This window comes from Acidisoma sp. (genome assembly GCF_035492295.1).
Taxonomy (GTDB): Bacteria; Pseudomonadota; Alphaproteobacteria; order Acetobacterales; family Acetobacteraceae; genus Acidisoma.
Genome location: NZ_DATJJK010000161.1, coordinates 1 through 24,353 on the forward strand (window position 1 = coordinate 1; position 24,353 = coordinate 24,353).

General features: G+C 61.1%; 20 protein-coding genes and 1 pseudogene. 2 read left to right on the forward strand and 19 right to left on the reverse strand.

The features are described 5' to 3' along the window. Positions 1-26: 26 nt before the first annotated feature. From VL752_RS11580 to VL752_RS11670, 19 genes and pseudogenes are all read right to left on the reverse strand, one after another. Entirely contained in the window at positions 27-464 is a 438-nt protein-coding gene (locus VL752_RS11580) for a CBS domain-containing protein (RefSeq protein WP_325355315.1), read from the reverse strand. A gap of 235 nt (positions 465-699) precedes the next feature. After that, positions 700-2,124 (reverse strand): annotated as a pseudogene (locus VL752_RS11585) (NADH-quinone oxidoreductase subunit N); the annotation flags it as partial. Then, positions 2,121-3,608, reverse strand: a complete 1,488-nt coding sequence (nuoM, locus tag VL752_RS11590) for an NADH-quinone oxidoreductase subunit M (RefSeq protein WP_325355317.1) — start codon at positions 3,606-3,608, stop codon at positions 2,121-2,123. The gene nuoM and the pseudogene VL752_RS11585, both read right to left, overlap by 4 nt. Next, complete coding sequence (gene nuoL, locus VL752_RS11595; protein ID WP_325355319.1) at positions 3,605-5,491, reverse strand: NADH-quinone oxidoreductase subunit L; 1,887 nt, start codon at positions 5,489-5,491, stop codon at positions 3,605-3,607. Before nuoL ends, nuoM begins: the two co-directional genes overlap by 4 nt. A gap of 4 nt (positions 5,492-5,495) precedes the next feature. Next, complete coding sequence (gene nuoK / locus VL752_RS11600; RefSeq protein ID WP_325355321.1) at positions 5,496-5,804, reverse strand: NADH-quinone oxidoreductase subunit NuoK; 309 nt, start codon at positions 5,802-5,804, stop codon at positions 5,496-5,498. A gap of 4 nt (positions 5,805-5,808) precedes the next feature. Beyond that, complete coding sequence (gene nuoJ / locus VL752_RS11605) at positions 5,809-6,309, reverse strand: NADH-quinone oxidoreductase subunit J (RefSeq protein ID WP_325355323.1); 501 nt, start codon at positions 6,307-6,309, stop codon at positions 5,809-5,811. 16 nt (positions 6,310-6,325) lie between these two features. Then, positions 6,326-6,838: an NADH-quinone oxidoreductase subunit NuoI gene (gene nuoI, locus VL752_RS11610; RefSeq protein WP_325355325.1), complete on the reverse strand. Its 513-nt coding sequence runs from the start codon at positions 6,836-6,838 to the stop codon at positions 6,326-6,328. 22 nt (positions 6,839-6,860) lie between these two features. Next, positions 6,861-7,826 (reverse strand): NADH-quinone oxidoreductase subunit NuoH, encoded by a 966-nt coding sequence (gene nuoH, locus VL752_RS11615; protein ID WP_325355326.1) that lies wholly within the window; start codon positions 7,824-7,826, stop codon positions 6,861-6,863. Then, positions 7,817-10,501, reverse strand: a complete 2,685-nt coding sequence (gene nuoG, locus VL752_RS11620; protein ID WP_325355328.1) for an NADH-quinone oxidoreductase subunit NuoG — start codon at positions 10,499-10,501, stop codon at positions 7,817-7,819. Before nuoG ends, nuoH begins: the two co-directional genes overlap by 10 nt. A gap of 2 nt (positions 10,502-10,503) precedes the next feature. Then, positions 10,504-11,781, reverse strand: coding sequence for an NADH-quinone oxidoreductase subunit NuoF (gene nuoF / locus VL752_RS11625; RefSeq protein WP_325355330.1), 1,278 nt, complete (start codon positions 11,779-11,781; stop codon positions 10,504-10,506). Beyond that, complete coding sequence (gene nuoE, locus VL752_RS11630; RefSeq protein WP_325355332.1) at positions 11,778-12,269, reverse strand: NADH-quinone oxidoreductase subunit NuoE; 492 nt, start codon at positions 12,267-12,269, stop codon at positions 11,778-11,780. The genes nuoF and nuoE overlap by 4 nt, the downstream gene beginning before the upstream one ends. Then, positions 12,256-14,025, reverse strand: coding sequence for an NADH-quinone oxidoreductase subunit C/D (gene nuoC / locus VL752_RS11635; RefSeq protein ID WP_408863109.1), 1,770 nt, complete (start codon positions 14,023-14,025; stop codon positions 12,256-12,258). Before nuoC ends, nuoE begins: the two co-directional genes overlap by 14 nt. Positions 14,026-14,038: 13 nt before the next feature. Beyond that, complete coding sequence (locus VL752_RS11640; protein WP_325355336.1) at positions 14,039-14,671, reverse strand: NuoB/complex I 20 kDa subunit family protein; 633 nt, start codon at positions 14,669-14,671, stop codon at positions 14,039-14,041. A gap of 6 nt (positions 14,672-14,677) precedes the next feature. After that, positions 14,678-15,091 carry an NADH-quinone oxidoreductase subunit A gene (locus tag VL752_RS11645; RefSeq protein WP_325355338.1) on the reverse strand — a complete coding sequence of 138 codons (414 nt, stop codon included), beginning with the start codon at positions 15,089-15,091 and terminating at the stop codon, positions 14,678-14,680. A gap of 766 nt (positions 15,092-15,857) precedes the next feature. Next, positions 15,858-17,834 (reverse strand): primary-amine oxidase, encoded by a 1,977-nt coding sequence (locus tag VL752_RS11650; protein ID WP_325355340.1) that lies wholly within the window; start codon positions 17,832-17,834, stop codon positions 15,858-15,860. Positions 17,835-17,892: 58 nt separating this feature from the next. Continuing rightward, entirely contained in the window at positions 17,893-18,738 is an 846-nt protein-coding gene (locus VL752_RS11655; protein ID WP_325355342.1) for a carbohydrate ABC transporter permease, read from the reverse strand. Between the two features lie 11 nt (positions 18,739-18,749). Continuing rightward, entirely contained in the window at positions 18,750-19,619 is an 870-nt protein-coding gene (locus tag VL752_RS11660; RefSeq protein ID WP_325355344.1) for a carbohydrate ABC transporter permease, read from the reverse strand. Positions 19,620-19,632: 13 nt separating this feature from the next. Next, positions 19,633-20,880: an extracellular solute-binding protein gene (locus VL752_RS11665; RefSeq protein ID WP_325355346.1), complete on the reverse strand. Its 1,248-nt coding sequence runs from the start codon at positions 20,878-20,880 to the stop codon at positions 19,633-19,635. A 132-nt stretch (positions 20,881-21,012) separates the two neighbouring features. Then, positions 21,013-22,296, reverse strand: a complete 1,284-nt coding sequence (locus VL752_RS11670; RefSeq protein WP_325355348.1) for an ROK family transcriptional regulator — start codon at positions 22,294-22,296, stop codon at positions 21,013-21,015. 75 nt (positions 22,297-22,371) lie between these two features. On the opposite strand from VL752_RS11670, the gene VL752_RS11675 reads away from it, so the two are divergent. Together VL752_RS11675 and VL752_RS11680 are read left to right on the forward strand one after the other, a co-directional pair. After that, positions 22,372-23,412: an SIS domain-containing protein gene (locus tag VL752_RS11675; protein WP_325355350.1), complete on the forward strand. Its 1,041-nt coding sequence runs from the start codon at positions 22,372-22,374 to the stop codon at positions 23,410-23,412. Positions 23,413-23,422: 10 nt separating this feature from the next. Then, positions 23,423-24,346, forward strand: a complete 924-nt coding sequence (locus VL752_RS11680) for an ROK family protein (RefSeq protein WP_325355352.1) — start codon at positions 23,423-23,425, stop codon at positions 24,344-24,346. The last annotated feature ends 7 nt before the right edge of the window (positions 24,347-24,353 follow it).

A 24,353-nucleotide genomic window follows, 5' to 3' on the forward strand; every position in this document is an offset into this window, starting at 1 on the left:
CCGCGAGGTCTGACAGAGCCGTCCGGTCACGTGGTGATGTAGCTTCGCAGTGTCGAGACTTCTCCCTGTGCCTCCTCCAGCAACTGCTTCACGACGTCACCGATCGAGATGATGCCTTCGAGTTTTCCATCTTCCCCGACCACCGGAATATGGCGGGTGCGATGCTTGGAGATGAGTGCCAGAACGTCGCCAATTTTGTCATTCTGCGTGCAGGTGGAGACGAGTTTGGTCATCAATGCGCTCACGGGCATGCTCAATGCCGCTGCACCGTGTTCGATGAGGCCACGAATCACGTCCCGTTCGGAAATAATGCCGATCGGGTGCTTTTCCGTGTCCACAACCGGTGTCGCACCGATGTGGTACGCATAGAGCAGCGCCGCGAAGGAGGCGATGCTCTGATCAGGGACAGCTGTAACGACATCATCGCCTTTCTGTCTCAGGATTGAGAAAACCCGGGTTTCCATTGGTCAATCTCCTAGGGTTTATGCAGGGTACGTGCATCGGTCCTGTTGTGCCCTGCAGGGGAGTGGGACAAAGAGCCTATCAGTCGATAAGCCCGGGGAGCCGGCTTCCGCCCGCTGTTTCGATGTCTCATGGCGGTCTGCCGGGTAGGTTCGCTGCCGCCAAACCATGAGGCGGCGCGAGGCCGAGGGGTCGTAGGCCTGCTCCGTATGCCGCAAGCTTCTCGTTGCTCTGGGTGACGGCCGTGATCAGTGGGACCGGGTAGACGCCGAGCCCGATGACCAAGGCGACCAGCACAGCGAGCGTCGCCCCGCCGGTAAGGGACAGACGGCGACCGCCGAAGGCGGTGGCGGTCATATCTGGCGCAGACGAAAGCAGGACAACGACGATGCGAAGATAATAGTACAGCCCGATGACGCTGCCGATAACCAATGCGAGCAGCGGCAACACCAGGCCCATTCCGACACCGGCGGCGATGACATAAATCTCGGCGATAAAGCCCATCGTCGGCGGCAAGCCCGCGAGTGAGAGCAGGAGCAGGGTGAAGGCCCCGGCCAGCCAGGGGTGCGACCACATCAGGCCGCGATAAGCCTCCAGCCTGTCAGCATCCGCGCCTTGGCCGGGCTGAGAGAGCAGAGTGACGATGGCGAAGGCACCTATGGTGGCGGCGGCATAGGCAGCCAGATAGTAGCTCACCGCTTCCAGGCCGATGGCGCGGCCGGCCAGCAACGCCACCAGCACGTAGCCGAAATGCGCGATCGAGGCATAGGCGAGGATGCGCTTCACATTGGTCTGCAGCAGGGCGAGCAGATTGCCCGCCAGCATCGAGAGAATGGCGACGAGAGCGATGACCCGAAGTAGCGACGGAGACTGGTAGCCGCCGGTCAGCACGAAATAGCGCAGCAGCAGTCCGAAGACGGCGATTTTAGAAATGACCGCGATGAACGCGGACACCGGCACAGGCGCGCCCTCATAAATATCCGGCGCCCACATATGGAAGGGCACCAGGGAAAGCTTGAATCCGACACCGGTCAGCAGCAGGGCAAATCCTGCATAGGCGTAAAGCGCCGCCGGCCCTGGGGCGGAGTTCCAAAGCGGTCCGAGCGCTGCGAAGGACATGGTGCCAAGATCGAGATAGATCAGTGCCATGCCGAACAGCAGGAATGCCGAGGAGATCCCGGCAAGGACGAGATATTTCACCCCCGCCTCAAGCGCCCGCTCTCGCCCGCGCGGATAGGCGATGAGACCGATCAACGCGATGCTGAGCGTTTCCAGCCCCAGGAAGAACGAGCCAAAATGCGCGCTCGCTAACACCGCGGCGGCTCCCAGTGTCGCCAGCAGAAGCAGCAGGTAATATTCCTCGCAAGGGCCGTCCTGCAGCGCGGCGAGATAGGTATAGGACAAGACCAGAACGGCCAGCGCTGCTGCACAGACCAAGGCGAGAAAGTACAGGCTCACGCCATCGACAAGAAAAAGCGGCGTCACTGCGACGGGTACAGGCGACGCCGCCGGGATGATAGACAGGAGAGCCGCGATCAGACCGCCCGCGGCGACGATCGCCGTCAGGCGGTGATCGCGCCGCCAGGCGATGAGCAGCATCACCGCCACGGTGGCCAGGGTGAGGACCAGGAACGGCAAGGTGGCGCGCAGTTCGGGGCTCATCGCGCTCCTCCTCCCGGCACGGCGGTCTGCAGGTTCACGAGTGCGGTCGCGGCGACGTCGAAAACCGGCTGGGGATAGATGCCGAGCCAGATGATGCCGACAGTAAGAACCGCCATGACCGCAAGATGGCGGGCCCGCAGGTCATGTGCCGTAACGACGCCCCGCGGTGGGCCGTGAAACGCACGCTGCACGAGCAGCAGCGCGTAGGCGGCGGCAGTGATCACGCCGAGCGTGCCGGCGATGGCGAAGCCCTGATGACGTTGGAAGGTGCCCAGGAGAATCAGGAATTCGCCGACGAAATTGCCCAGGCCGGGCAGGCCGAGGGAAGCGATGGCGAAGAACATGCAGAGCGCCGAGAGCTGCGGCAGGCTTGCCCAGAGGCCGCCCAACTGCCGCAGATCGCGCGTGTGAAGCCGCTCCTGCAAGGCGCCTGCGATGATGAACAATGCGCCTGTGCTGACGCCATGCGCCAGCATTTGCATCACCGCGCCCTGCAAAGCGAGTTGATTCCAGGCGTAAATCCCCAGCAGGACAAAGCCGAGATGGCTGATACTGCTATAGGCGATGAGGCGCTTCAGATCATTCTGCCCGAAGGCCAGTAGAGCGCCGTAGAAAATGCTGATGACACCGAGCAGCATGGCCACCGGTGTGAACGCCTGCGCGGCGAGGGGGAAAAGCGGTACGGCAAAGCGCAGCAGCCCGTAGGCTCCGGTCTTGAGCAATATGCCGGCCAGGATCACACTGCCGGCCGTGGGGGCCTGGGTATGCGCGTCGGGCAGCCAAGTGTGAAACGGAACTATCGCCATTTTCACGGTAAAGGCGATGAAAAATCCCAGCATGATGTAGAATTCAATTGTCGGGCGCATCGGCGTGCCGAGCAGCCGGAAATAGTCGAAGGTGAATATCCCGGTGGCGCTCTGATGCGCGAAAACCAAAGCTAAAATCGCCAGCAGCATCAACAAGCCGCTGCCCTGGGTGAAGAGGAAGAATTTGATCGCCGCATAGATTCGCGTCTCGTGCCCCCAGATGGCGATGAGAAAATACATCGGCACGAGCATGAGTTCCCAGGCGAAGAAGAACAGAAACAAATCGAGCGCCATGAATACGCCGAGACTGCCTGCCACGGTCCAAAGCAGGTTGAAGTGAAAGAATCCGATCCGAGTATCGACCTCGGTCCAGGAGATGATCACCGAGATAAAGCCGAGGATGAGGGTGAGCAGCACCAGCAGCAGGCTCAGCCCGTCCAATCCCAGTTCGAAGCCAATCCCGAGATGCGGAACCCATGGGATGTTCAGCGACGAGATCCATTGGCCGCGGCCAATGACAGTGAGCGGGACTGCGCTGTGGCGCCAAATGGCGCCGAGCACGATCAGATCCAGTGCCAGGGCGGCCAGGGCGATCCAGCGCGGCAGCGCGCTGTGCCAACGCGCGGCCGGCCAGGCGACGATGCCGCCCAAAGCGGGGATGAGGAGGAGCCAGATCATCGAAGCACCGCCACGGCCAGGGTGACAATGGATCCGGCTGCCAAGCATCCGGCATACCAGCGAATGCGCCCCGTCTGGGAGTCGTGCAGAAGCCGGTGCAGCCAACGGGCCAGTATGGCGAGACCGGTGTAAAAGCTGTCGACCGCGTCGAGCCGGTTGAACTGCACCAGGGCCAGGAAAGGTTGCACGAACAGCCGGTCATAGAGCCAGTCGAACCCCCAGCCTGATAAGAAGAAGTGGCGCCATGCGATGATGGCGGGCTGCCGCGTCCAAGCCAGGAACTGCGGCGCGGGCCGACTGTACAGCCGCCAAGCCAACACAATGCCCGAAAGCGAGATGAGAACCGCAACGGCCAGCAGCAGCCCCTCTGCCTGACCGTTCGGCAGTGGGGTTGGCGGGAATACACTGGCCAGGAATCGCGTAAACAGCGTGACGCCGCCGAACAGGTCCGGCGTTTCGACAAATCCGCCAACCAGCGCCAAGACGGATAAAACCACAAGCGGCAGCACGATCCGTACGAGGTCGCGGCCGGTGACTTCAGTATGCGCCTCGCCGAAAAACACAATGAAAACAGCGCGGAAAATATAGAGCGCGGTCACGAAGGCGGTGATCACTCCGGCAGCCCATAGCACGGGCACTTGGCCTCCGCCCGTCCAAACAGCCGAGAGAATCATCTCCTTGCTGTAGAACCCTGCCGTTATGATCGGCAATGCAGCGAGCGAGGCGCTGCCAATAAGGAAGCTCCAGAATGCCACCGGCAACCGATTTGCCAGGCCGCCCATGCGGAAAATGTCATGCTCGTGGTGCAGACGCATGGTGATGGCGCCCGCACTGAGGAAGAGCAGCGCCTTGAAGAAGGCATGGATCATGAAATGAAAGATCGCAGCGCTCCACGCCCCAACGCCCAGCGCGAGGAACATGTAGCCGATCTGGCTAATCGTCGAATACGCGAGGATCCGCTTGATGTCGTGTTGATTGAGCGCGGCGAAGGCAGCGATGAGCAATGTCGCAGCGCCAATAGCCGCGACGGCCAGCAACACTGCCGGCGCAAGCGCGAATAGCACATGCGTGCGGGCGATCAGATACACCCCGGCGGTCACCATCGTCGCGGCGTGGATGAGCGCGCTCACCGGCGTCGGGCCGGCCATGGCGTCAGGCAGCCAAGTCTGCAGCGGGATCTGCGCGGATTTGCCACACGCGCCGATGAGCAGCAACAATGCCGCCAACGATGCGAAGGATGAGCCCTGCGGCCAGGTCTGCGCGGCCGCCTGCATCAACGGCTGAATCTGCAATGTATGCAGTTGGGTAAACAGCAGGAACAGCCCGACCATCAACCCCGTATCACCGACGCGCGTGACTATGAAGGCCTTGCGCGCCGCCAGGCCGTTGGCGGCGTCCCGATACCAGAAGCCGATCAGCAGATAACTGCAAAGTCCCACCCCTTCCCATCCGACATAGAGAAACAGCAGGTCATCGGCGAGCACCAGCACCAGCATCGCCGCGACGAACAAGTTCATGTAGGCAAAGAACCGGCTGTAGCCCTCATCGCCTTCCATGAAGGCGGAAGCGTATAGCAGGATGAAAAACCCAACGATGGTGACGACCAGCATCATGACAAGCGAAAGCGGGTCGAGGTAAAGGCCGGCCGTGGGAGCGAAACCCTCGATCGTCATCCAGTGCCACAGCGTGACCGACAAGGCATCACCGGCAGGTGCGGCGCGCATGAAACCGATGGCGATGATCGTGGCGATGCAGGCCGACAGACCGACGGCACCGACCCCGACGACTGCAACCGAGCGGCTCGCCAAACGACCGCCAGTCAGCATCAGGACGGCTGCGGCGACCAACGGGAGAGCGGGGATCAGCCAGATCGTCTGCGCCATCGGATCATCCTTGCAACAGATTGGCGGCGTCGGAATCGAGCGTATCTAGCCGATGGCGGAGCCGGATGATCAGGGCTAGACCCACGGCGACCTCCGCCGCCGCCAGGGTGAGGATGAACAGAAACATAACTTGGCCGTCGGCCTGCCCCCAGCGCGACCCCGCGATGATGAAGGCGAGCCCAGTCGCGTTCAGCATGATCTCGATCGACATCAACATGAACACGAAATTCCGCCGCATGATCACACCCGCGAGGCCAAGCGCGAATAGCAGGATTGCAAGGATCATGGCTTGTTGCAGGGGCACGCTTGCCATCGCCTCATCGCCTCTCGAGCTCGGCATTGGCGATGCGGTACGCGCCTACCAGAGCCGCAAGCAGCAGCATCGATGCCAGTTCAACACAGAGCACGTAAGGGCCGAACAAAGCGATTCCAATATCGCGCGGCGAAACCGGAGCCAGTGCCGCCGGTCCGACAGCGCCGGTCGCCAAGACATAGCCCAGCTGCACCGTCAGGATGCCGGAGAGAACGCCAGGGCCCGCCCAGAGCCTTGGCGACATCCAACGCGCCTCCCGCGCCGCAGTCGCTTTGCCGAGATTCATCATCATCACGACAAACACGAACAAGACCATGATCGCCCCGGCGTAGATGATCACCTCCAGAGCTGCCGCGAAGGCAGCCCCCAGCGTGTAAAATACCAACGCCACGGCTAGAAGCGAGACGATCAGATACAACAGAGCATGCACGCCATTTGCCCGTGAGATGACACAGAGGGTGGACAGCAGAGCAATGACGGCGGCGAGATAGAATGTGGCATTCATCCGGCGATCCTCCTGCCTAGGGCAATAGGCTGTGCGTATCGACCGGCGGGCGCTCATGTTCCGCCTCGCCTTTGTCCTTGCCCGGTATCGCCAAGCCCGAGACGCGATAGAAACTGTATTCCGGATATTTTCCGGTGCCGGCGATCAGTAAATCCTCCTTTTCGTAGACCAAGTTCTCTCGTTCATATTCTCCCATCTCGAAATCGGGCGTGAGCTGGATCGCGTAGGTCGGGCAAGCCTCCTCACAAAATCCGCAGAAGATGCAGCGAGAGAAATTGATCCGGAAATATTCCGGATACCATCGTCCGTCCTCCTCGGTTTTTTGCAGGCTGATGCAATCGACCGGGCAAGCAACGGCGCAGAGCGAACAGGAGACACAGCGCTCCTGCCCGTCGGGGTCGCGCGAGAGAATGATCCGGCCCCGGTAGCGTGGCGCCAGGTAAGGCATTTGTTCAGGATATTGCACAGTCTCGCTGCGATGAAACAGATGGAGGAATGTGTACCAGAGCGTGCGTAATGAACTCAGCATCTCGAACGCCTCCCTGTAGATCCTATCCGGTTGGCCCGTTGGCCAGCATCAGCGCGCCGGTAACGGCGACATTCAACAACGACAGCGGCAGCATGAACTTCCAGCCATAGGACATCAGCTGATCGTAACGTGGACGTGGCAAGGCGGCCCGCAACAAAATGAAAAACATTACGAAAAAGCCTGCTTTGAGCACGAACCACGCCAGTGGCGGCAAGAACGGCCCCTGCCAGCCGCCAAAGAACAGGACGGTGATCATCGAGGCCGTGAGCAGGATGCCGACATATTCCCCGATAAAAAACATCCCGAATTTCATGCCGGAATATTCTGTGTGAAAACCCGCCCCGAGTTCGTTCTCGCCTTCCGGTAGGTCGAAGGGGAGGCGATGAGTCTCGGCGATCCCGGCAATCATGAAGACGATGAAGCCAAGGAACTGCGGCACGATATACCAAAGCCCCTGCTGCGCATGCACGATGGCGCCGATGCTGAACGACCCCGCGAGCATCACAACGCCGATGAGAGAGAGGCCCATAAAGACTTCGTAACTGACCATTTGCGCGGCGGCGCGCATGCCACCCAGTAGCGCGTATTTGCTGTTGGAGGCCCACCCTGCGAGCACGACGCTGTAAACCGAAAGCGACGCCATCGCGAGAAAGAATAGAATTCCAACATTAAAATTCCCGGCGATGCCGATCACCGGCGTTACGGGAATCACCGCGAAGGCCATCAGAGCCGCGACCATCACCACCGCGGGGGCCAATACGAACACGAAGCGGTCCGAGAACGGTGGAACCCAGTCCTGCTTGAATAGGATCTTGATCAGATCGGCAATAACCTGAAGCGAGCCGAATGGCCCCACCCGGTTCGGTCCCCGCCGGTCCTGCCAAAAGCCGAGCAGACGCCGCTCAATCCAGGTCAGCAGCGCCGCTCCGAGAACCAAAGCCAGCAAAATACCAATCGCATTGAGCAGTCCCGGCAGGATCACGTGCATCGCTCGCCTCCTGTGCCCTCTACGGGGCGGAGTGCCGCCCACCCTGCCAGGCCGGGGCCGTTCATGCCCGCAATGCCGGGCGCCAGTTCCGGTGCCAGCCGAACCGCCCGGCGATGCGTTTCGCCGGAGAACACTGCCTCGACCATATCGCCCTCGACGACGCCGAGACTCTCCGCGTCATCCTCATTCAAGTACAGCGCGAGTGGCGGGGCACGTTCCGCGATTACCGGCGCCAGGGCGCTTAGCTCCTCGCTGCCAAAACTCTCCATATGCGGCACCACCAGCCAACGTCCGGGCGCACGGACAAAGGCGGCAGGAAAGCCGTCCGAAAATGACATCACGCTGGCGGGCGACCACTCCAGGAGGCGCACACCGGGATCGCCACCGCGCATGGCGCCGGTCTCGTCCTGAAACTTGTGCAAGGACTGCCCGGAGTTCCAGCCCGGGGCCCAGAAGAACGGGACGAGCGCCGCCGGCATCGGCCCATAGTAACCCTCCATCGTGGCGCTGAAGGGCGTGTCATTCATGGCCGGCGGCTTCGGCTCATGCACGTTATGTCCCGCATCCAGCGCCGTGCGCCCGCTATAGCGATGCGGTGCGCTGCGAATGCGACTTCCCGCGACACGAAAGGCGTGCCCCGGAGCCACATCGGGCACCCCCGCAAACACCGGCAAGGTGGTGGCCAGGGCGCTTGTTACATCGTCGAACCCCTCCCAATCTAGGGCCGGGCCGCGACCGCAAGCCCGCGCGATGTCGCGCAGCCATGCCCAGCTAGGCTGGATCTCACCCTCCGGGGTCACGGCCGGGAAGAACCGCTGCGCCCGCCCCTCTGCACTGACGAGAGTGCCTTCGGCTTCGGCAAAATTGGCGGCGGGTAGTACAATATCCGCACGCATGGTCGTGGGTGTGATCACGTGGTCGAGCGCGACCACCGTTGCCCGGTCAAACAGGGTATCGATTGCTGGGGGAGCCGCACGCCGGCAAAGATCGTTCTCCAGCGCGATCACCACCGCACCATCTGCCTTACCCAAGGCGTCCGCGACGCTTCCGCCCTGCATCAGCGCGAGTCCCAGGCTGTTGCATTCTGGTACCGCCAGCGCGATTCCGAGTCCACGCGCACCGAGCATCTGTGCGAGAGCGAAAGCCGCACGCAGCGTTGCTTCATTGCCGAGCTCGCAACCGCAAACGATTAAGGGATGCGCGGCTGCCATCAGCGCCGCGGCAATCCGCCCGGCAAACCCTTGGGCTTCCTCGTCAAGCCCCTCCACCACCGGGGCCCGGGCGTCGATTTGGTTCAGGACTGCGAAGCCGAGCCGTGCAATATCATCGGGCGCGGCACGGAATGTCTCGACTGCCACGTCATCCAACCGCGTTGCCATCGGGGTCGCGATGAACAGCGGGCTGCGGACATCCTGCGCCACCTCGCGGACCGCCGCATCCTGCCAGGACGCGACCTTTATCTGCGCTGCAATACCCTGGCACTGCGTGCGCACGGCCTGGCGTAAGGCCAAGGCCAACCGCGGCGCGGTATTGGCCACATCCTCGCCGAGCACCAGAACGGCATCCGCGGTTTCAATCTCGCTCAGCGAGGGGGTCTTGATGGCGCCGGCGACGAGCGTTCCTGCGATGAGATCAAGGCATTGCGCGTCCGGCACAGACACTCCGGCGTAGAATGCCTCCGGCCCCACCAGCATACGCAGCGCAAAATTGGCCTCGAGCGTCGCCCTGGGCGAACCGATGCCGATGAGTCTTTTGCCCGCAGCGCATTGTCGCGCGATGGTTTCGAGCACTGCCGCTCTTGTGACAGGCTCCATGCCGCTTCGCATGAGAACCTTGCGCGGCCGGTTCTCGCCATTGGCAAAGCCATAGCCGAACCGCCCACGATCGCACAGAAAATACCCGTTTACCGCGCCATTGAAGCGGTTCAGAATCCGTCGAACTTTTCCGCCATGCTCGCTTACATGCGTATTGCAGCCAACCCCGCAATGGACACAAACCGAGGGCACGCTGCGCAGATCCCACTTCCGATTATAGACAGCGGATAGCGTCTTGTCCGTGAACACGCCGGTCGGGCAGACCTCCACAAGATTGCCGCTAAATTCGCTCTCCAGCACGCCTTCCTCGTCTCGGCCAAAATACACATCGTTATGCGCCGCCTGTACATCGAGATCGTGCCCCCCGGCGTAGTCCCGATAAAATCGCACACAGCGGTAACAGGCGATGCAACGGTTCATCTCATGCTTGATGAACGGCCCGAGATATTGATTGCGATGGGTGCGTTTGGTGAAGCGATAACGCCGGTAGTTATGCCCCGTCATCACCGTCATATCCTGCAGATGGCACTCGCCGCCTTCCTCGCATACCGGGCAATCATGCGGGTGATTCGTCATCATCCACTCGATGACGCTGGCGCGGAAGGCAAGAGCATCCGGGTCGGCGATGGAGATCCGCGTGCCATCGGTGGCGGGCGTCATGCAGGCCATGACAATCCGCCCGGTGTTGTCGTCCGAATTGGCAAATTGTTTAATCGCGCATTGCCGACAAGCACCGACCGAGCCGAGAGCCGGATGCCAACAAAAATATGGCAGATTGAGCCCATGCGCCAGACATGCGTGCAGCAGATTATCCTGGGCGTTGACCATGAATTCTGCGCCGTCGACAAGGATGGTGGCCATGCTCACCTCCACGGGCAACGTTTGTCGTGGATATGGCGCTCGAAGTCAGCGCGAAAATATCGCAGCCCGCTGGCAAGGGGAGCCATCGCGCCTGGCGCGTGAGCGCAAAACGTGCGTCCGGGGCCCAGTAAGCCCACATGTTCTTCGAGGATCGCGAGATCGTCGCTTTCGCCGTCCCCATCCTCAAGACCGGCGAGCAACCGCTCGATCCAGGGCAACCCATCGCGGCACGGCGTGCACCAGCCACAGGATTCCTGCGCGAAGAAGTGCTCAAGATTTCGCACCATCCCCACTGGACAGGTCCGTTGGTCCATGACGATCACGGCTCCGGTGCCCAGGCGACTGCCAAGTTTTTCCACTGCGCCAAAATTCATCGGCACGTCGAGCGTGTCGGCCATGAGGAACGATGTCGACGCGCCGCCTGGAAGCACCGCGCGCAACTCGTACCCCGGCTGCATCCCTCCCGCGTGTTCCTCGAGGATTTCCCGCAATGGAGTGCCCATGGGCAATTCCCAGGCACCCGGATTGCGCACATGCCCGCTGGCCCCGTAGAGCTTGGTGCCGGCATCCCCGCCCCGGCCGAGATCCATGAACCAGGCCGCCCCATTGTTGATGATGTGGGGGATATTGCAGAGCGTCTCGACATTGTTGACGACCGTTGGCCGCCCCCACAGGCCGCTCAGTTGCGGAAAGGGAGGTTTCGCCCGCGGCACCGCACGTTTTCCTTCCAGCGCCGTCAGCAGCGCCGTTTCTTCGCCGCAGATGTACCGGCCTCCGCTGGTATGAACCTGAACCGAAAGATTATAGCCGCTGCCGAGGATATTCGTTCCAAGATAGCCATGGGCGGTCGCCTCGGTGATAGCCTGCTGCAGACGCCGCTCCGCCAGATGATATTCGCCTCGCAGAAAGATAAAGGCGCTATCGGCTTGAATCGCATAGGCAGCGACGATCACTGCCTCGATCATTTGATGCGGATCGCCTTCTAGCAACAGCCTGTCCTTGAATGTGCCTGGCTCCATTTCATCGGCATTGACCACCAGATAGCGTGGCGGCGGCACTGCATCCGGGTCGGGCACAAGGCTCCATTTCACGCCGGTTGGAAAGCCGGCCCCTCCCCGTCCGCGCAGCTTGGATTCAGTGACGGCGCTGATCACGTCTCGCGGCGCTACTTTACCCAACGTCGCGCGTACGGCACGATATCCTCCGGACTGCGTATAGGCCGTGATATCCGGTGGTGCCTGGCGGTCGCGGATATTTTGGGTGAGTGGCGTTTCCATCATCCCTCTCTGATCTCCAGTAATTTATCAAGCCGGGCAGCATCGAGATCGCCATGCAACGCGTCGTCGAGCAGCATGGCCGGGGCATGGTCGCAATGCCCTAAGCAAACAATCGGCAGCAATGTATAGGCACCATCCGCCGTGGTTTGGCCTGGAGAAATGCCAAGTCTCCTGCCCAGATGCGCGCACAATGCCTCCCGACCCATGATCCAGCAGGAGACGCTGTCGCACAGGAAGATGACATGCTGGCCGACTTTGCGCCGGAAGATCAGATTGTAGAATGTCGCAACGCCATCAAGCTCAGACCGCGGCATGTCCAGCAGCGCCGCGACCTCGCGCAAATGCTCATCGCAAACCCAGCGGTAACGACTCTGCACATATTTCAGGGCCTCGATACACACCGCCCGCTTTTGCGCATGGCCGTGGGCGAGGGCTACGATCGCCGACCGCTCATCAGGCGTCAGCCGGGGCCTGTCTTCAACGGTCGACATCGGCCATCACGAAGTCGATACTGCCGATCAAGGCGATCAGGTCGGCGACAAAACTACCGCGGCTGATCAGCGGGATCATTTGCAGATGCGGGAACGACGGCGTGCGGATACGCGTACGGTAGGACATTGTATCGCCATCGCTGATCAGATAGTACGAGGTCATGCCCTTGCTCGCTTCGATTGTGGTGCAGACTTCTCCGGGTGGAATGACGGGCCCCCAGCTGACGTTGACGAAATGGTTGATGAGCGTCTCGATGTCCTGCATCGTTCGCTCCTTGCGTGGCGGCGTCGTCGCCCGGTGATCGGATTTATACGGTCCTCCGGGCATGTCCGTCAGGCATTGACGGAGAATCCGCAGACTTTGCCGCATTTCCGCGATATGCACCGCGACGCGATCATAGCAGTCGCCATGGGTGCAAGTGGGCACGTCGAATTCGAGTTGGTCATAGCCCGAATAGGGACGGCTCTTGCGCCAATCCCAGTCGAGCCCACAGGCGCGCAGGCCAGGGCCGGTCACACCCCACTCAATTGCTTCGTCCACCGTATAGGCACCAACGCCGATCGTCCGGGCCTTAAAGATCCGGTTTTTCATCACCAGGGTCTCGTATTCATCGAGCCGCTTCGGCAAGTAGTCGCAAAAATTGCGGATCAGGCGATCCCAGCCTTGCGGCAGATCGGCCGCCACCCCGCCGATGCGGAACCATGCCGGATGCATGCGAAACCCACAGATTGCCTCGACAATCTCGAAGGCGCGCTCGCGGTCCGTGAACATATAGAAAACCGGCGAAAGCTGCCCGACATCCTGTGACATGGTGCCGAAGAACACCAAATGGCTGATGATCCGAAACAACTCGGCCAGCATGATGCGGATCATCTGAGCACGCGGCGGGATCGCGATGCCAGCGAGGCTCTCGACAGCCATGACATAGGGAAAATTGTTCATCACCCCGCTGAGGTAATCAATGCGGTCGGTATAAGGAATGAAAGTGTGCCAGGATTGGCGCTCGCCCATCTTCTCGGCGCCGCGGTGATGAAATCCGATTTCAGGCACAACGCCCACGATCTCCTCGCCTTCAAGCTGCAAGACCAGGCGAAATACGCCGTGGACGCTCGGGTGGTTCGGCCCCAGATTGAGAAACATGAAGTCGCTGGTATCACTGTGGCGGCTCATGCCCCATTCCTCGGGGTTGAACCGCAAGGCTTCTTGCGCTGCGAATTCCTTTTCCTCGGAGAGGTCATAGACGCCCATTTCCGTCGCGCGAGCGAAATGGTCTTTGCGCAAAGGATGCGCGGTCCAATTCGGCGGCGTGAGGATGCGCTTGAGATGAGGATGCCCTGCGAAACTCACGCCGAACATGTCCCAAACCTCACGTTCATACCAGTTGGCATTCGGCCATAGCCCAGTGATGCTAGGGAGGGTTGGCAAAAGCCCGCTTAGCGCCACCTTGACCCGCAGATCCTCATTTCGGTCGAAAGAAAGAAGGTGATAGACCACAGTGAAATCGGCCGCTGGTTGGCGATCACGACGCGTCCGTGTGCGCTCATCAATGGCGGTCAGATCGTACAGCATGCGATAAGGCCGCTTCGCCTCAGCCTTCACATAGTGCAGTGTTTCAAGGAGATGCTCCGGCTCGACCCAGACCGTCGGGATTCCATCGCACGTCGGTTGCGGGTGGAGGTCGCGAGATCGGAAACGGTCCGCGAGCTCCCGCAGGATCGGGGCTTCGGTGGCGGTCGGCGTGTCTGTTCGCAGCATCGCACACCACCCCTCAAACTCGGTCGGGAGGATCGAGAATCGTGGCCCGGGCACGGCTTTCACGTTTTACGTCGCGCAGGCTTGGCCGTGGCGCCCGCTCAACCCCTTGCGGCCCCACCAGCCAACTGAGGGGGCGGCGGTCGCTCGCCACCGCCTTTTGCAGCAGCATCAGACCTTCCAGAAGCGCGTCCGGGCGTGGCGGGCAGCCGGGAACATAAACATCGACTGGCAGAAAACTATCAACGCCTTGCACGACACTATAGATATCGTACATGCCCCCTGAATTCGCGCAGGATCCCATGGAAATCACCCAGCGCGGCTCCAGCATCTGATCGTAAAGATACTTGATAACCGGAGCCATCTTGACGAACACAGTGCCGGAAATCACGATGACATCGGCCTCACGCGGAGTCGCCCGCAGCACTTCAGAGCCGAAGCGCGCAATGTCGAATTTACTGGTGAATGAGGTTGCCATTTCAACGTAGCAGCAAGAGAGTCCGAAGTTGAATGGCCAGAGCGAATTCTTCTGGCCCCAGGCGACGAGATCCTGCAGCCGCCCGAGCACGAGATTGCGCCGGACCGCAGCGGTGAAACTTCCCTGCGATAGGCTGGCCTGAGAGTCAGGTCTGCTGAGGCTCCAATCCATGCTCCTTCACCACGAATCACGTGCTGGCAGCGCGCGGGGCTTTGGCCCCCAGTCGAGCGCGCCGAGACGCCACAGATACACCAGGGCAGCCAGCAAGATGATGATGAACGACAGCACGGCGGCATAGCCGCTCCACCCGGCCTGCCGTGTCGCGGCGGCCCAAGTGTAGATAAAGACGCTCTCCAGATCGAAGATCACAAAGAACATCGCGACAAGGTAAAATTGGATGGGAAAGCGCAGCCCCGCATCCCCGACCGGAAGCATCCCGCTTTCGAACGGTTGCACTGTGGACCGCGCCATGTGCCGTTGACCGAGAAGAAAAGATCCCCCGATCATCCCTGATACAAGAGCAAGGACGGCCACAAAATACACGACGAGGACCCAAATGTGTGAGACCTCTCCCATATGTCCCGCTTCCATCAGGTTTTCTTCACCTGTGGATTTATAGATCGCCGGATCTTCTTAGCGTAACCTCTTAGGATCGCGCTCTGATATCTAGGCCCCGCGCGACTTAAAGTCAAGAAAACGCCATATTTGAATCCGGCTGCGCAAGGGATGAGGTAACACAAGTATTGCAATGATTTTGAAGCAGGCGCCAAAGAGAAGGCGCGCGCTCCATCATTGCATAGCGTTAAACACAGAGCTGGCATAATTGCATATCGCAACGAGATGCAGTGCGACCGTACTGGCGGAGAACTTTTGTTGCAGCTCAGTACGGCGAACGGCTCGTTGCGATAATCGACGGCTGGCAGCAGCTCGGTGAGAGTGACAGGTGAAGGCGCAAGGGTGTCGGATCGTTGCGCAATCTCTGCTTCTCTGACTGGAGTAGGACGAGAGTGTAAAATGCCGGCGCGGGGTCATGAACACGTTCCACAAACGGGGGTCGAGGATGTCCTGGGGCGTCCCTATCCGGCAACTGTCCCCAACTGCCGCCGGTTGCCGCTTGGCATTTCCACCTTCATGAGGAGGCCATACCTTCGTGGAACTGGAATTCACGTAGAACCGAGCGGTCGCCGATGGGCCGCCTGACCGCCAAGGCCGAAGGTAAGAACCTGGCCCGGCAACACGCTCGCTCAAGTGTCGATTTGGCTCATCGCCTAGGGTGGTAGAACAATCCGGTGGGCAAACTCAAACCACCTGCAGTGCTGAGCATTTCCCACCGTTAAGCCGTGACCGGATACAGCGCCTAGTGACAACAGCCTTGGTCCGATGTGGCCTCGGCGAGAACGCTGTCCCGGTTGATCTCCTGCGGCAGGTCATTGCTCGGGTTAATCGGAAAGAATCCCGATGGAGACAGCGTGAAGCCGCAGGAAATGCAAGGTTGGACCGGAAAATCCTCTGGTCGCACAACGTGATGCAGCCCGAAATTGTGCCATACCACGATATCCGTATTCTCGATCGGCCTGTCCTGCTTGACGATTTCGGCGAGGCTGTCCTTCCCATCCGAATTTGGAACGAATTCCCCTGCTGGGTATCGTTCATCCTCATCAAACGGCGTGACCCAGAGATGGTTGCGCGTAAAAGAGGAGCGGATGCCGGACGGCCCGTCTTCGGCAAGGAACGGCGTCACGCAATCCGGCGCATGCAGCTTATAGCCGACGGGCCTGCCGACATGATTGAGCTTGCCCGGGTTGACGACCTTCCAGAAGCGGTGCGATGCGGCGTTGTTACGCCGCGCAGCGGCGCGTTCTGTTTTCAATACGGTCTCCTCGGCATAAAACGCGTTGCCGTGAGGATTGCCGGGACCGACCGGCTCGGCCGTCGTATTGACCTCCACCACGCTGTTTTCGTGTCCATCCACTGCCATATCCAGCCGAGCGCAGAAAATGTGCTGGTGGATGGGCGCGCTCAGGCCGGGGGCCAACTCGCTGGCATATTTTCCCGGGCGGCCGGGCTCACAGGCATTCGTGTTCACGATACCTGTTGCCTTCAGCTCGAACTCAATATCGCCAGCCTGGGTGAAGTACCAATATTGGGCGTATTCGTAGTTGCCCACCGTGCAGATGCAGGAGATGACAAGCTTGCGCCCGCGCCGCACCACCGTCCGGTCAGCACGGAAATCCCAGTGCTTCCATAGAACGCCTGCATCCTCCTCATGAATGCAAACCGCCTTCTCGATGGTGAAGACATCGCCGCTCAACGTATTGAGATGGGCGTCGAGATATTGGATGGTGCCAAGGCAGTCGCAGCCGAGCTTGAGCGAATTCGTGAATTTGCCGAACCCGTATTCGCCGATATCGAAAATGTTCTGACGGTAGTGGCCCCGCTCGGGCGAGCCGTATGGCACGACGAGTTCCGCCAGCGCCGCGCGGCGAAGGATGGGCCGATCATCGTAGCGGATGTCATGCAGAATCAGGCCGTCGCGTGGGTTGAAGCCGATTGCCAGGGTCCATTTATCCCAGGCGATGGCATGGCCGGCCATGGTGAAACTCACGCCCTCGGGCTGCACAATATTGAGCGGCTTCAACGGCCCGCGCACCTCATCCAGAAGCTCCGAATCGTAATTGATTTCGGCCATCGGGATCGGCGGCGGGTTCGGATGCTCGTCAATGCGCAGCACCTCTCCGGTCTTGATATCGACGACGACATTAAGCCCCTCAATGGGATGGGCGTAGAAATTCTCGTCCTTGCGGAGACGCAGCCAGGAGAAGGTGTGGCTTATCAGGCGGCCGGTTTCCTCAGGGTAGCCGAAATTGCCCCCTGTCCAGGCATCAACGCAGACACCAGTCATCTCCATGATGCCACGGCGGCGGCAAGCGTCCACGAAGCGCGGATCGGCCTTCACGACACGCTCCACATCCAGCAGTTGCTCGACCTGCACCATCGGGCGCGCGGTCGCAAAGTGCTGGCGAGAGACGATCTGCTTCTCAGCCAGGGAGACCACCGTCCTCCACACACCCGGGCGATCCCGGTGAGAGAGATTGCAGCGTGCCTGACGCGGGAAAGGTGTGCCTGCAACATGGGCGCGAAAGGCCGCCGGGCTTGGCTCCCGCAATTCGATCGTCTCGAACAGGGCGCCCGGGCCGAGCTCGCTATCGGCGGAGACAATCGAAACCACCGCCCGGATCTCGTCCGGAGTGAGAGGGGCGAGTGCCTGCAGGTAGGCGGGCGGCGGCGCCGCGGAACCCGCCGTCATCGTCTGGCTTGGGTCGACATCATTCATTGCAGGATCTCCAAAGAGGACCGCGCGGGCGGTCTGCTGCCCCGCGCTCGGTTGAGGACTAGCCTTTGACGCCGCCTGCGGTCAGACCCGCGACCAGAGAGCGTTGCAGAAAGATCCCGATGACGACGGGCGGCAACGCGGCCAGGATGCCTGCGGCGGCGAGCAGGCCGAAATCCGAAACCCGGCCGCTCGCAAGATTGGCGATGACGACCGTCAGCGTCTGGGCATTCTGGTCGCTCGTGAAGAGCATGGCATAGAGGAATTCGTCCCAGACCATCAAAATACCGAACAGAATCGTGGTACTGATCATGGGGCGGGCAAGCGGCAGAGTGATGGACAGCCAGATGCGCCAGAGGTTCGCGCCATCGATGGCCGCGGCCTGCTCCAGTTCGGCAGGTATGGCGTCAATCCCGCCCTTGAGCAGCCATGCCGTGAACGGCAGCACGATCGTGCTGTCCGCGATCATCAGTGCACCAGGATTGTTGAGAAGATTGATCTGCGACAGGATGTGGTAGAGCGGCACCACGAAAAGCAGCGGCGGCAGCATGTAAGTTGCCACTACAATCAGAAGAAGCCACTGCAGGCGCCCTTCGCGACGCGAAATGAGCCAGGCCGCGGGAACTGCCAGAAGGAAGCATATGGTAACGGCACCAGCCGCCACTTCAACCGTATTGCGCAGTGCCGAGAGAAAAACGGCTCCGTCACTGTTGGCTCTCACCGTCAGCAGACGACGGTAGTGGGAGAAGTCGAGGTGGTGCGGAATCCAATGAAGCGGCAGCGTGGTGAGGTCCCGCGTGCTGCTGACGCTCATGATGACGAGCCATAGCAGCGGAGCCAGCACGACCAGAGCAACCAGGATCATAGCCAAGGTGCCGAACAGACGGGCAAGAGGTGAAAGGCGCACCGCCGCTTTCCTCAGGCGATCGAGGGCTGAAGGCGCGCGACGCGCAGATAGGCACCGATCAGGACGACGCTGATGGCGACGGAGAGCAACGCAATTGCGGCTCCATACCCGGCGTTGCCGTAAGAAAAGGCCTGCTGATACACCATGATGCTCAGCGAGCGCGTGGCATTGGCGGGGCCGCCGCGCGTCATGATCCAAATGATGTCGAAGACCTTGATCGTATCGATCACCCTCAACACCGCCGCGATGGTAAGGGGCACCATGATGGCGGGCAGGATGACACTGCGGAAGCGCGCCCAGGCCCCTGCCCCATCAATAATTGCGGCCTCCTTGAGCTCGCGCGGAACGTTCTGCAGTCCCGCCAGCGTGATAAGCGCGACGAAGGGAAAGGTCTTCCAGATATCGGCGGCCGCGATCGCGGTCAAAGCGAGACCGGGCTCGCCAAGCCAACTGCGATAGGCGTGAATGACATGCAGCTGCGACAAAAGCGCGTTGAGGGCGCCAAAGTCCGGATTGTAGATCACACGCCAGGCCATGGCATTGATGACGGTCGGCAAGGCCCAGGGTATGAGGAGGAGCGCCCGCAGAATGCCGCGCCCCTTCAAGGGCAGGTCCAGCAGCAGCCCGACCAGCAGACCGAGCAGCATTTCGATGATCACCGTCGATAGGCTGAAGGTGATCGTCACGCTCAGAGCGTGGCGAAACCCGCGGGATCGCAAGGCATGGGCAAAATTGCCGAGGCCCAGGAAGGTTCCCGAGGCATCGCCAAGCTGGGCGTTGGTGAGGCTGATCCAGATGGTCTGAACAAGCGGCCAGCCGATAACGGCGAGCAGACCCAAGCACAGGGGCAGCAAGAGGAGGTAGGAGCGACCCCTGAGCATCGAGCCTCGCTGATCAATCGCCGGAAATGCTGTCTGCGGCGGCCTGGAGGGCGGCTTGCGGTGTCACCTTTCCAAGCAGGGCCTGTTGGATATTCTGCTGCAACGCGGCCGAAAATTGCTGGTAGTTCGGCACGGTCGGTCGCGGATACATCTGCCCGAGCGCCGCCTTCACGGCTGCCATCAGCTCCTGGCGCCCCTTGACCACCACGTCATTGGAATAGGATGCCTTCCACGCCGGCATGGCGAGGGCCGAATATTTGTCCTCGACCGCTTCGGATGTGAGATAGACGATATAGTTCCAGGCTTCGTCCTTATGTTGGCTTGCTTCCGGAATGCCGAGGCCCATCGCGCCGTTGACGCTGGAGAGCGTGCTGATGCCCTCTGCGCCGGGCGCCACTTCCACCCCCACCTGCCCCGTGACCTGGCTCTCCTTGGGCTGGTTCTGGGCCATATCCCACATATAGGTCCAGTTGAGGGTAAAGGCAGCCTTGCCGGCCGAGAAGACGCGGCGGGTATCTTCTTCCAGATATTCCGTTGAATGCGGGTTGGTGGTGCCGTTCTTCAGGCTGCCGACCATGTATTCGAGGGCCTTCAGGCCGCCGCCGGTCTGGAACGCGGGAGACCCGTCATCATTGATGAACTTGCCGCCGAAGGCTGAAAGAAGAATGGTATAATCGCAGATCATCGCTTCGTTCTGGCTCCAACTCCAGACAAGCGGGTATTCCACGATGCCTTTCTGCTTGATGATTTCGGCATCCTTCTCGACCTCTTCCCACGTCTTGGGTGGATTGGCGATGCCAGCCTTCTGCAGCATGACCTTGTTGTAAAAGAGGTACTTGCTGTCGGGTCCCCATGGCATGCCGTAGTAATGGTCTTTGTAGGTGACGGTCGTCCAGGTGCCCGGAAGGATGCCGCTCTTCATGTCGGAGGTGATGCGGTCGGTCACATCTGCCAGTACATGTTTGGTCGCGAATTCAGCGGGCCAAATCGTGTCGAACAGCACGACGTCATATCCGTTCGAGGACCCTTTAGAGAGCATGATCTTGTCGTGCAGGGACTCATAGGGAACGAATTCGAGGTCCACCTTCACACCCGGATGCATGGCGGTGTAGGCCGCCGTCATTTCCCGGATCTGGCCTTCGCTATAGCCGGCTTGTGCCATGAAAAGCGCGTGCAGCGTCGTATCCGCCCACGCCGCATGGGCCCCGCTCAAGGCCAAAGCCACCACTGAGGTACAAGCGAACCAGGCACGTCTTGTCATGGGTCGATCCTCTCGGTTCGGAAATGGCCTTTCGGCGTTATTAAATCCATTTGGTTTTATTAACCTGAACGGGCCAGGCAGGGATTGTCAACTATCTTCCGTGGCGTGGTCAGAAAGATTGCGCAGCTAGCCTCACAGGCTGCCGGCCTGCCCACCGAGCGGTGCGCCGAGAACCGTCTGCACCAGATTGAGCGCCTGCCCGCCCGCACCACGCCCCTTCCACAGGAGGTCCCGACTGGGTTGGAGCATCGCCGAGATCGGCAGTGCCGCGGCGCCAAGGGCCGGCATATCCTGCGCCTCAGCGCGCACGAGGCGCGGCAGCCGAGGGCGGGAGTCCGGATAGACCGCGGGCAAAAGCGGCTCCGTCTCCGCGATCAAAGCGTTCCGCACAGTTTCGGGGAGACTGCCGCCGAGCACGACGGTTTCAGGGTCAAACATGATCTCGATGTTATGGATTGCGAGCCGAAGATAGGGTGCGGCGTCACGAATCCAGCCGAGCAGAAGAGGGTCTTTCCGTTCCATCCGTTGCGCGAGTTCCCGGACCGGCACATCCTCCGGTGACCGATCCGCCCCGCTGATCGCCTCGGCCGCCGCATAAAGAGACACGTATTGCTCGAGGCAGCCGCGGTTGCCGCAATTGCAGGGCCGGCCGCCAGGCTTGACAATCATATGCCCGATTTCGCCGGCGCCCCCCGAACCGCCCCTGTACTGCTCGCCCGCGATGATTGGCCCGCCGCCGATGCCGAAGCCGAAGTGGATGTAGAAGAAGTGCTGCGCTTGGCGCCCTATTCCATAAAGCCGCTCACCGATCGCGGCAGCGCGCGCGTCGTTCTCGGCGAAGACCGGCAGGTCGAGGCGCCGGCCGAGCGTTTCGGCCAAGGGATAGTGGAGGCGCTCCGCCGTCGAGCTTGTCTCGACAGACAAAACGCCGTCGCGGACCAACCCGGGCAGTCCGCAGCCCACGCCCCATAATTGGCCGCGCGCCAAGCCCGCACGCGCCAGAAGCTCTTGGACGAGGGTTTCCATTTCATCCGTCAGCCGATCCAGCGGCAGCACACGCTTGGCCACATCGTGGCTTTCCGTCGCCAGAACCGTTCCGGCCAGATTGACCAGCACGCCGCTCAATGCCTGGTGCCCAAGGCTGAGGCCAACTGCAAAGCCTCCCTCCGGATTGAGGGAGATTTCGGTGGCCGGCTGCCCGCGCTGGCCGCGTCGCCGCGCCCCTTCCAGAACAAGCCCCGCCTCAACCAGTTCGAGCGAAATATTCGACACCGCCTGGGCCGTGAGGCCGGTCAACCGCGCAAGGTCGGCCCGGGTCATCGACCCGCTGCGGCGGACAGCCTCCAGGACCACGCGCCGGTTCAGCGACTTCGCGTGCTCGATGTTGGTGCCCAGAAGCATCGCACTCTTCCGCATTCGCGGCCTCTTTTTAATTCACTTAAATGGATTTAAGATGCGATCGACCACACACGATGCCGGGGAACCCTGCCCATGAAAATCGCCGCCTATATCCGAGAACAGCCTGCCATCCTGGCGCAATTGCCGGGCCTTGTCGCCCCTCGCCTGGCCGAGATCGGGGCACTGCAACGCAAGCCTGAGCGCCTCGTCCTGCTCGGCACCGGGTCGTCCATGAATGCGCTGCTCGCCGCAGGCCCGGCTCTCGAGGAGGCGACCGGCGCGGCCCTGAGTTTCAAGGAGCCCGAAGCCTTCCTGCGCTATCCGCCGCGGGCTGATGGCGGTCCGGCACTCGTTCTTGCCGTCAGCCAGTCCGGTCGCAGCACCACAACGGTGGAGGCGGTGCGGCAGGCGGTCGGTCTCGGCCTGCCGACGGTCGCGGTCATTGGGGATCCGGGCAGCCCGATGGAACAGACGGGCGCTGAGATCGTCATGATGCCGATCGGCGAAGAGAAGGCGGGGCCGAAGACGAAGGGCTATACCGGCAGCGTCCTGACCTTGCTCGCCATCGCTGGTCAGCTTGGCGGCTCAACCCTCGAGCTCGCCGGTCTGGAGGGTGACATCAATACCGCGGTCACTCAGTCGGAAGCAGCGGCGCGAGCCCTGGTTCAGAAGCTCGGCGTTCCAGATTATATTCAGGTCATCGGCCAGTTCGGCCATGTCGGCAGCGCCATCGAGGGTGCCCTGAAAATTGCCGAGATCACCGGCATTCCGACATCCGGCCTCGATATTGAGGAGGCGCTGCATGGCCATGCCTATGGCACCAATGCCGGCAGCCTGCTGATGGTCATTGCGCGTGACGCGCGGGAAGCCGCGGTCGCCGCCAATCTGGCAGAAGGGCTGACGCCCCTTGGCCCGCGTGTTGTGATTGTCAATCTTTCGGAAGAAAAAACCGACTTTGACCTTGCAATTACCTTTCCCAAGACGAAGAACGGATGGGTGGATACGACCTGGGCACTGTTTCCGTTCCAGTGGATGGCGCTGCATCTCTCCGATGCAAAGGGCATCGCCGATCCCGGAATGATCTATCCTACTCTTGGCAAGAAGCTCAACGTCAAGATTCGTGACAAGGCTTGAGGGTCTGGGGATGCGTTACGCGATCGGCGTCGATATCGGGGGCACCTCGACCAAACTGGGCCTCGTCTCCGAGCAGGGAGAGATAGCCGCGCGTCGCGTCATTGCGCTTCGGCCCGATGCGAGCTTTGCGGACTTCGCCGATGAACTGGGTGATGGAGTAGCAGCACTCCTCGGGAATGGCATTCCGGTCGCCGGCATCGGCGTTGGCATTCCCGGTTACGCTCATCCTGAAACAGGCGCCATCGTCAAACCAGTGCCAAATTGCCCGCCGCTGGCGGGCGGCTCGCTGGCCGAGGCGTTTTCGAAACGCTTCGCCATTCCCACGAAGGTCGGCAATGACGGCGTTTGCGCCGCCATGGGCGAACGCGACTTTGGTGCAGGCCGAGCCTTCCGGCGCTATTGCGTGCTGACCCTCGGCACCGGGATCGGCGGCGCCGTCGTCATTGACGGCGTCGTGATCGACGGACCGTATGGCTTGCCGCCCGAAATAGGCGCCATCTGCCTCGATCCGTCGCGCACCGATCTGCCGAGCAACGTGCCCGGCACGTTCGAATTTCTGGCCAGCGCGGCATCCTTGGTGCGGCGCTACCAGGCGTTGGCGCCGGAGGCGGATGTCGCCAACGCCAAGGAACTCTTTACCCGTGCAGAGAGCGGAGATGCGCTCGCCCGGCAAGTGGTTCAGGAAGGTGGGCGGTGGATTGCGCAAGCGGTTGGCATGATGTCGAACATGTTGAACCTCGATGCCGTCATCCTCGGCGGTGGCTTGTCCCATGCCGGCAGCCAATTGCTCGATTGTGTCACACCCTTTCTGGATGGTTTCTACTGGGCACCCTTCGGCCGGCCGCCCCAGCTTCTGCTGGCGGCGACAGGGAATGACGCTGGCATTGTCGGCGCGGCCGCCCTCGGGCTTCAATTCAGCGGGGTTCACGTCTAGTCCCGTT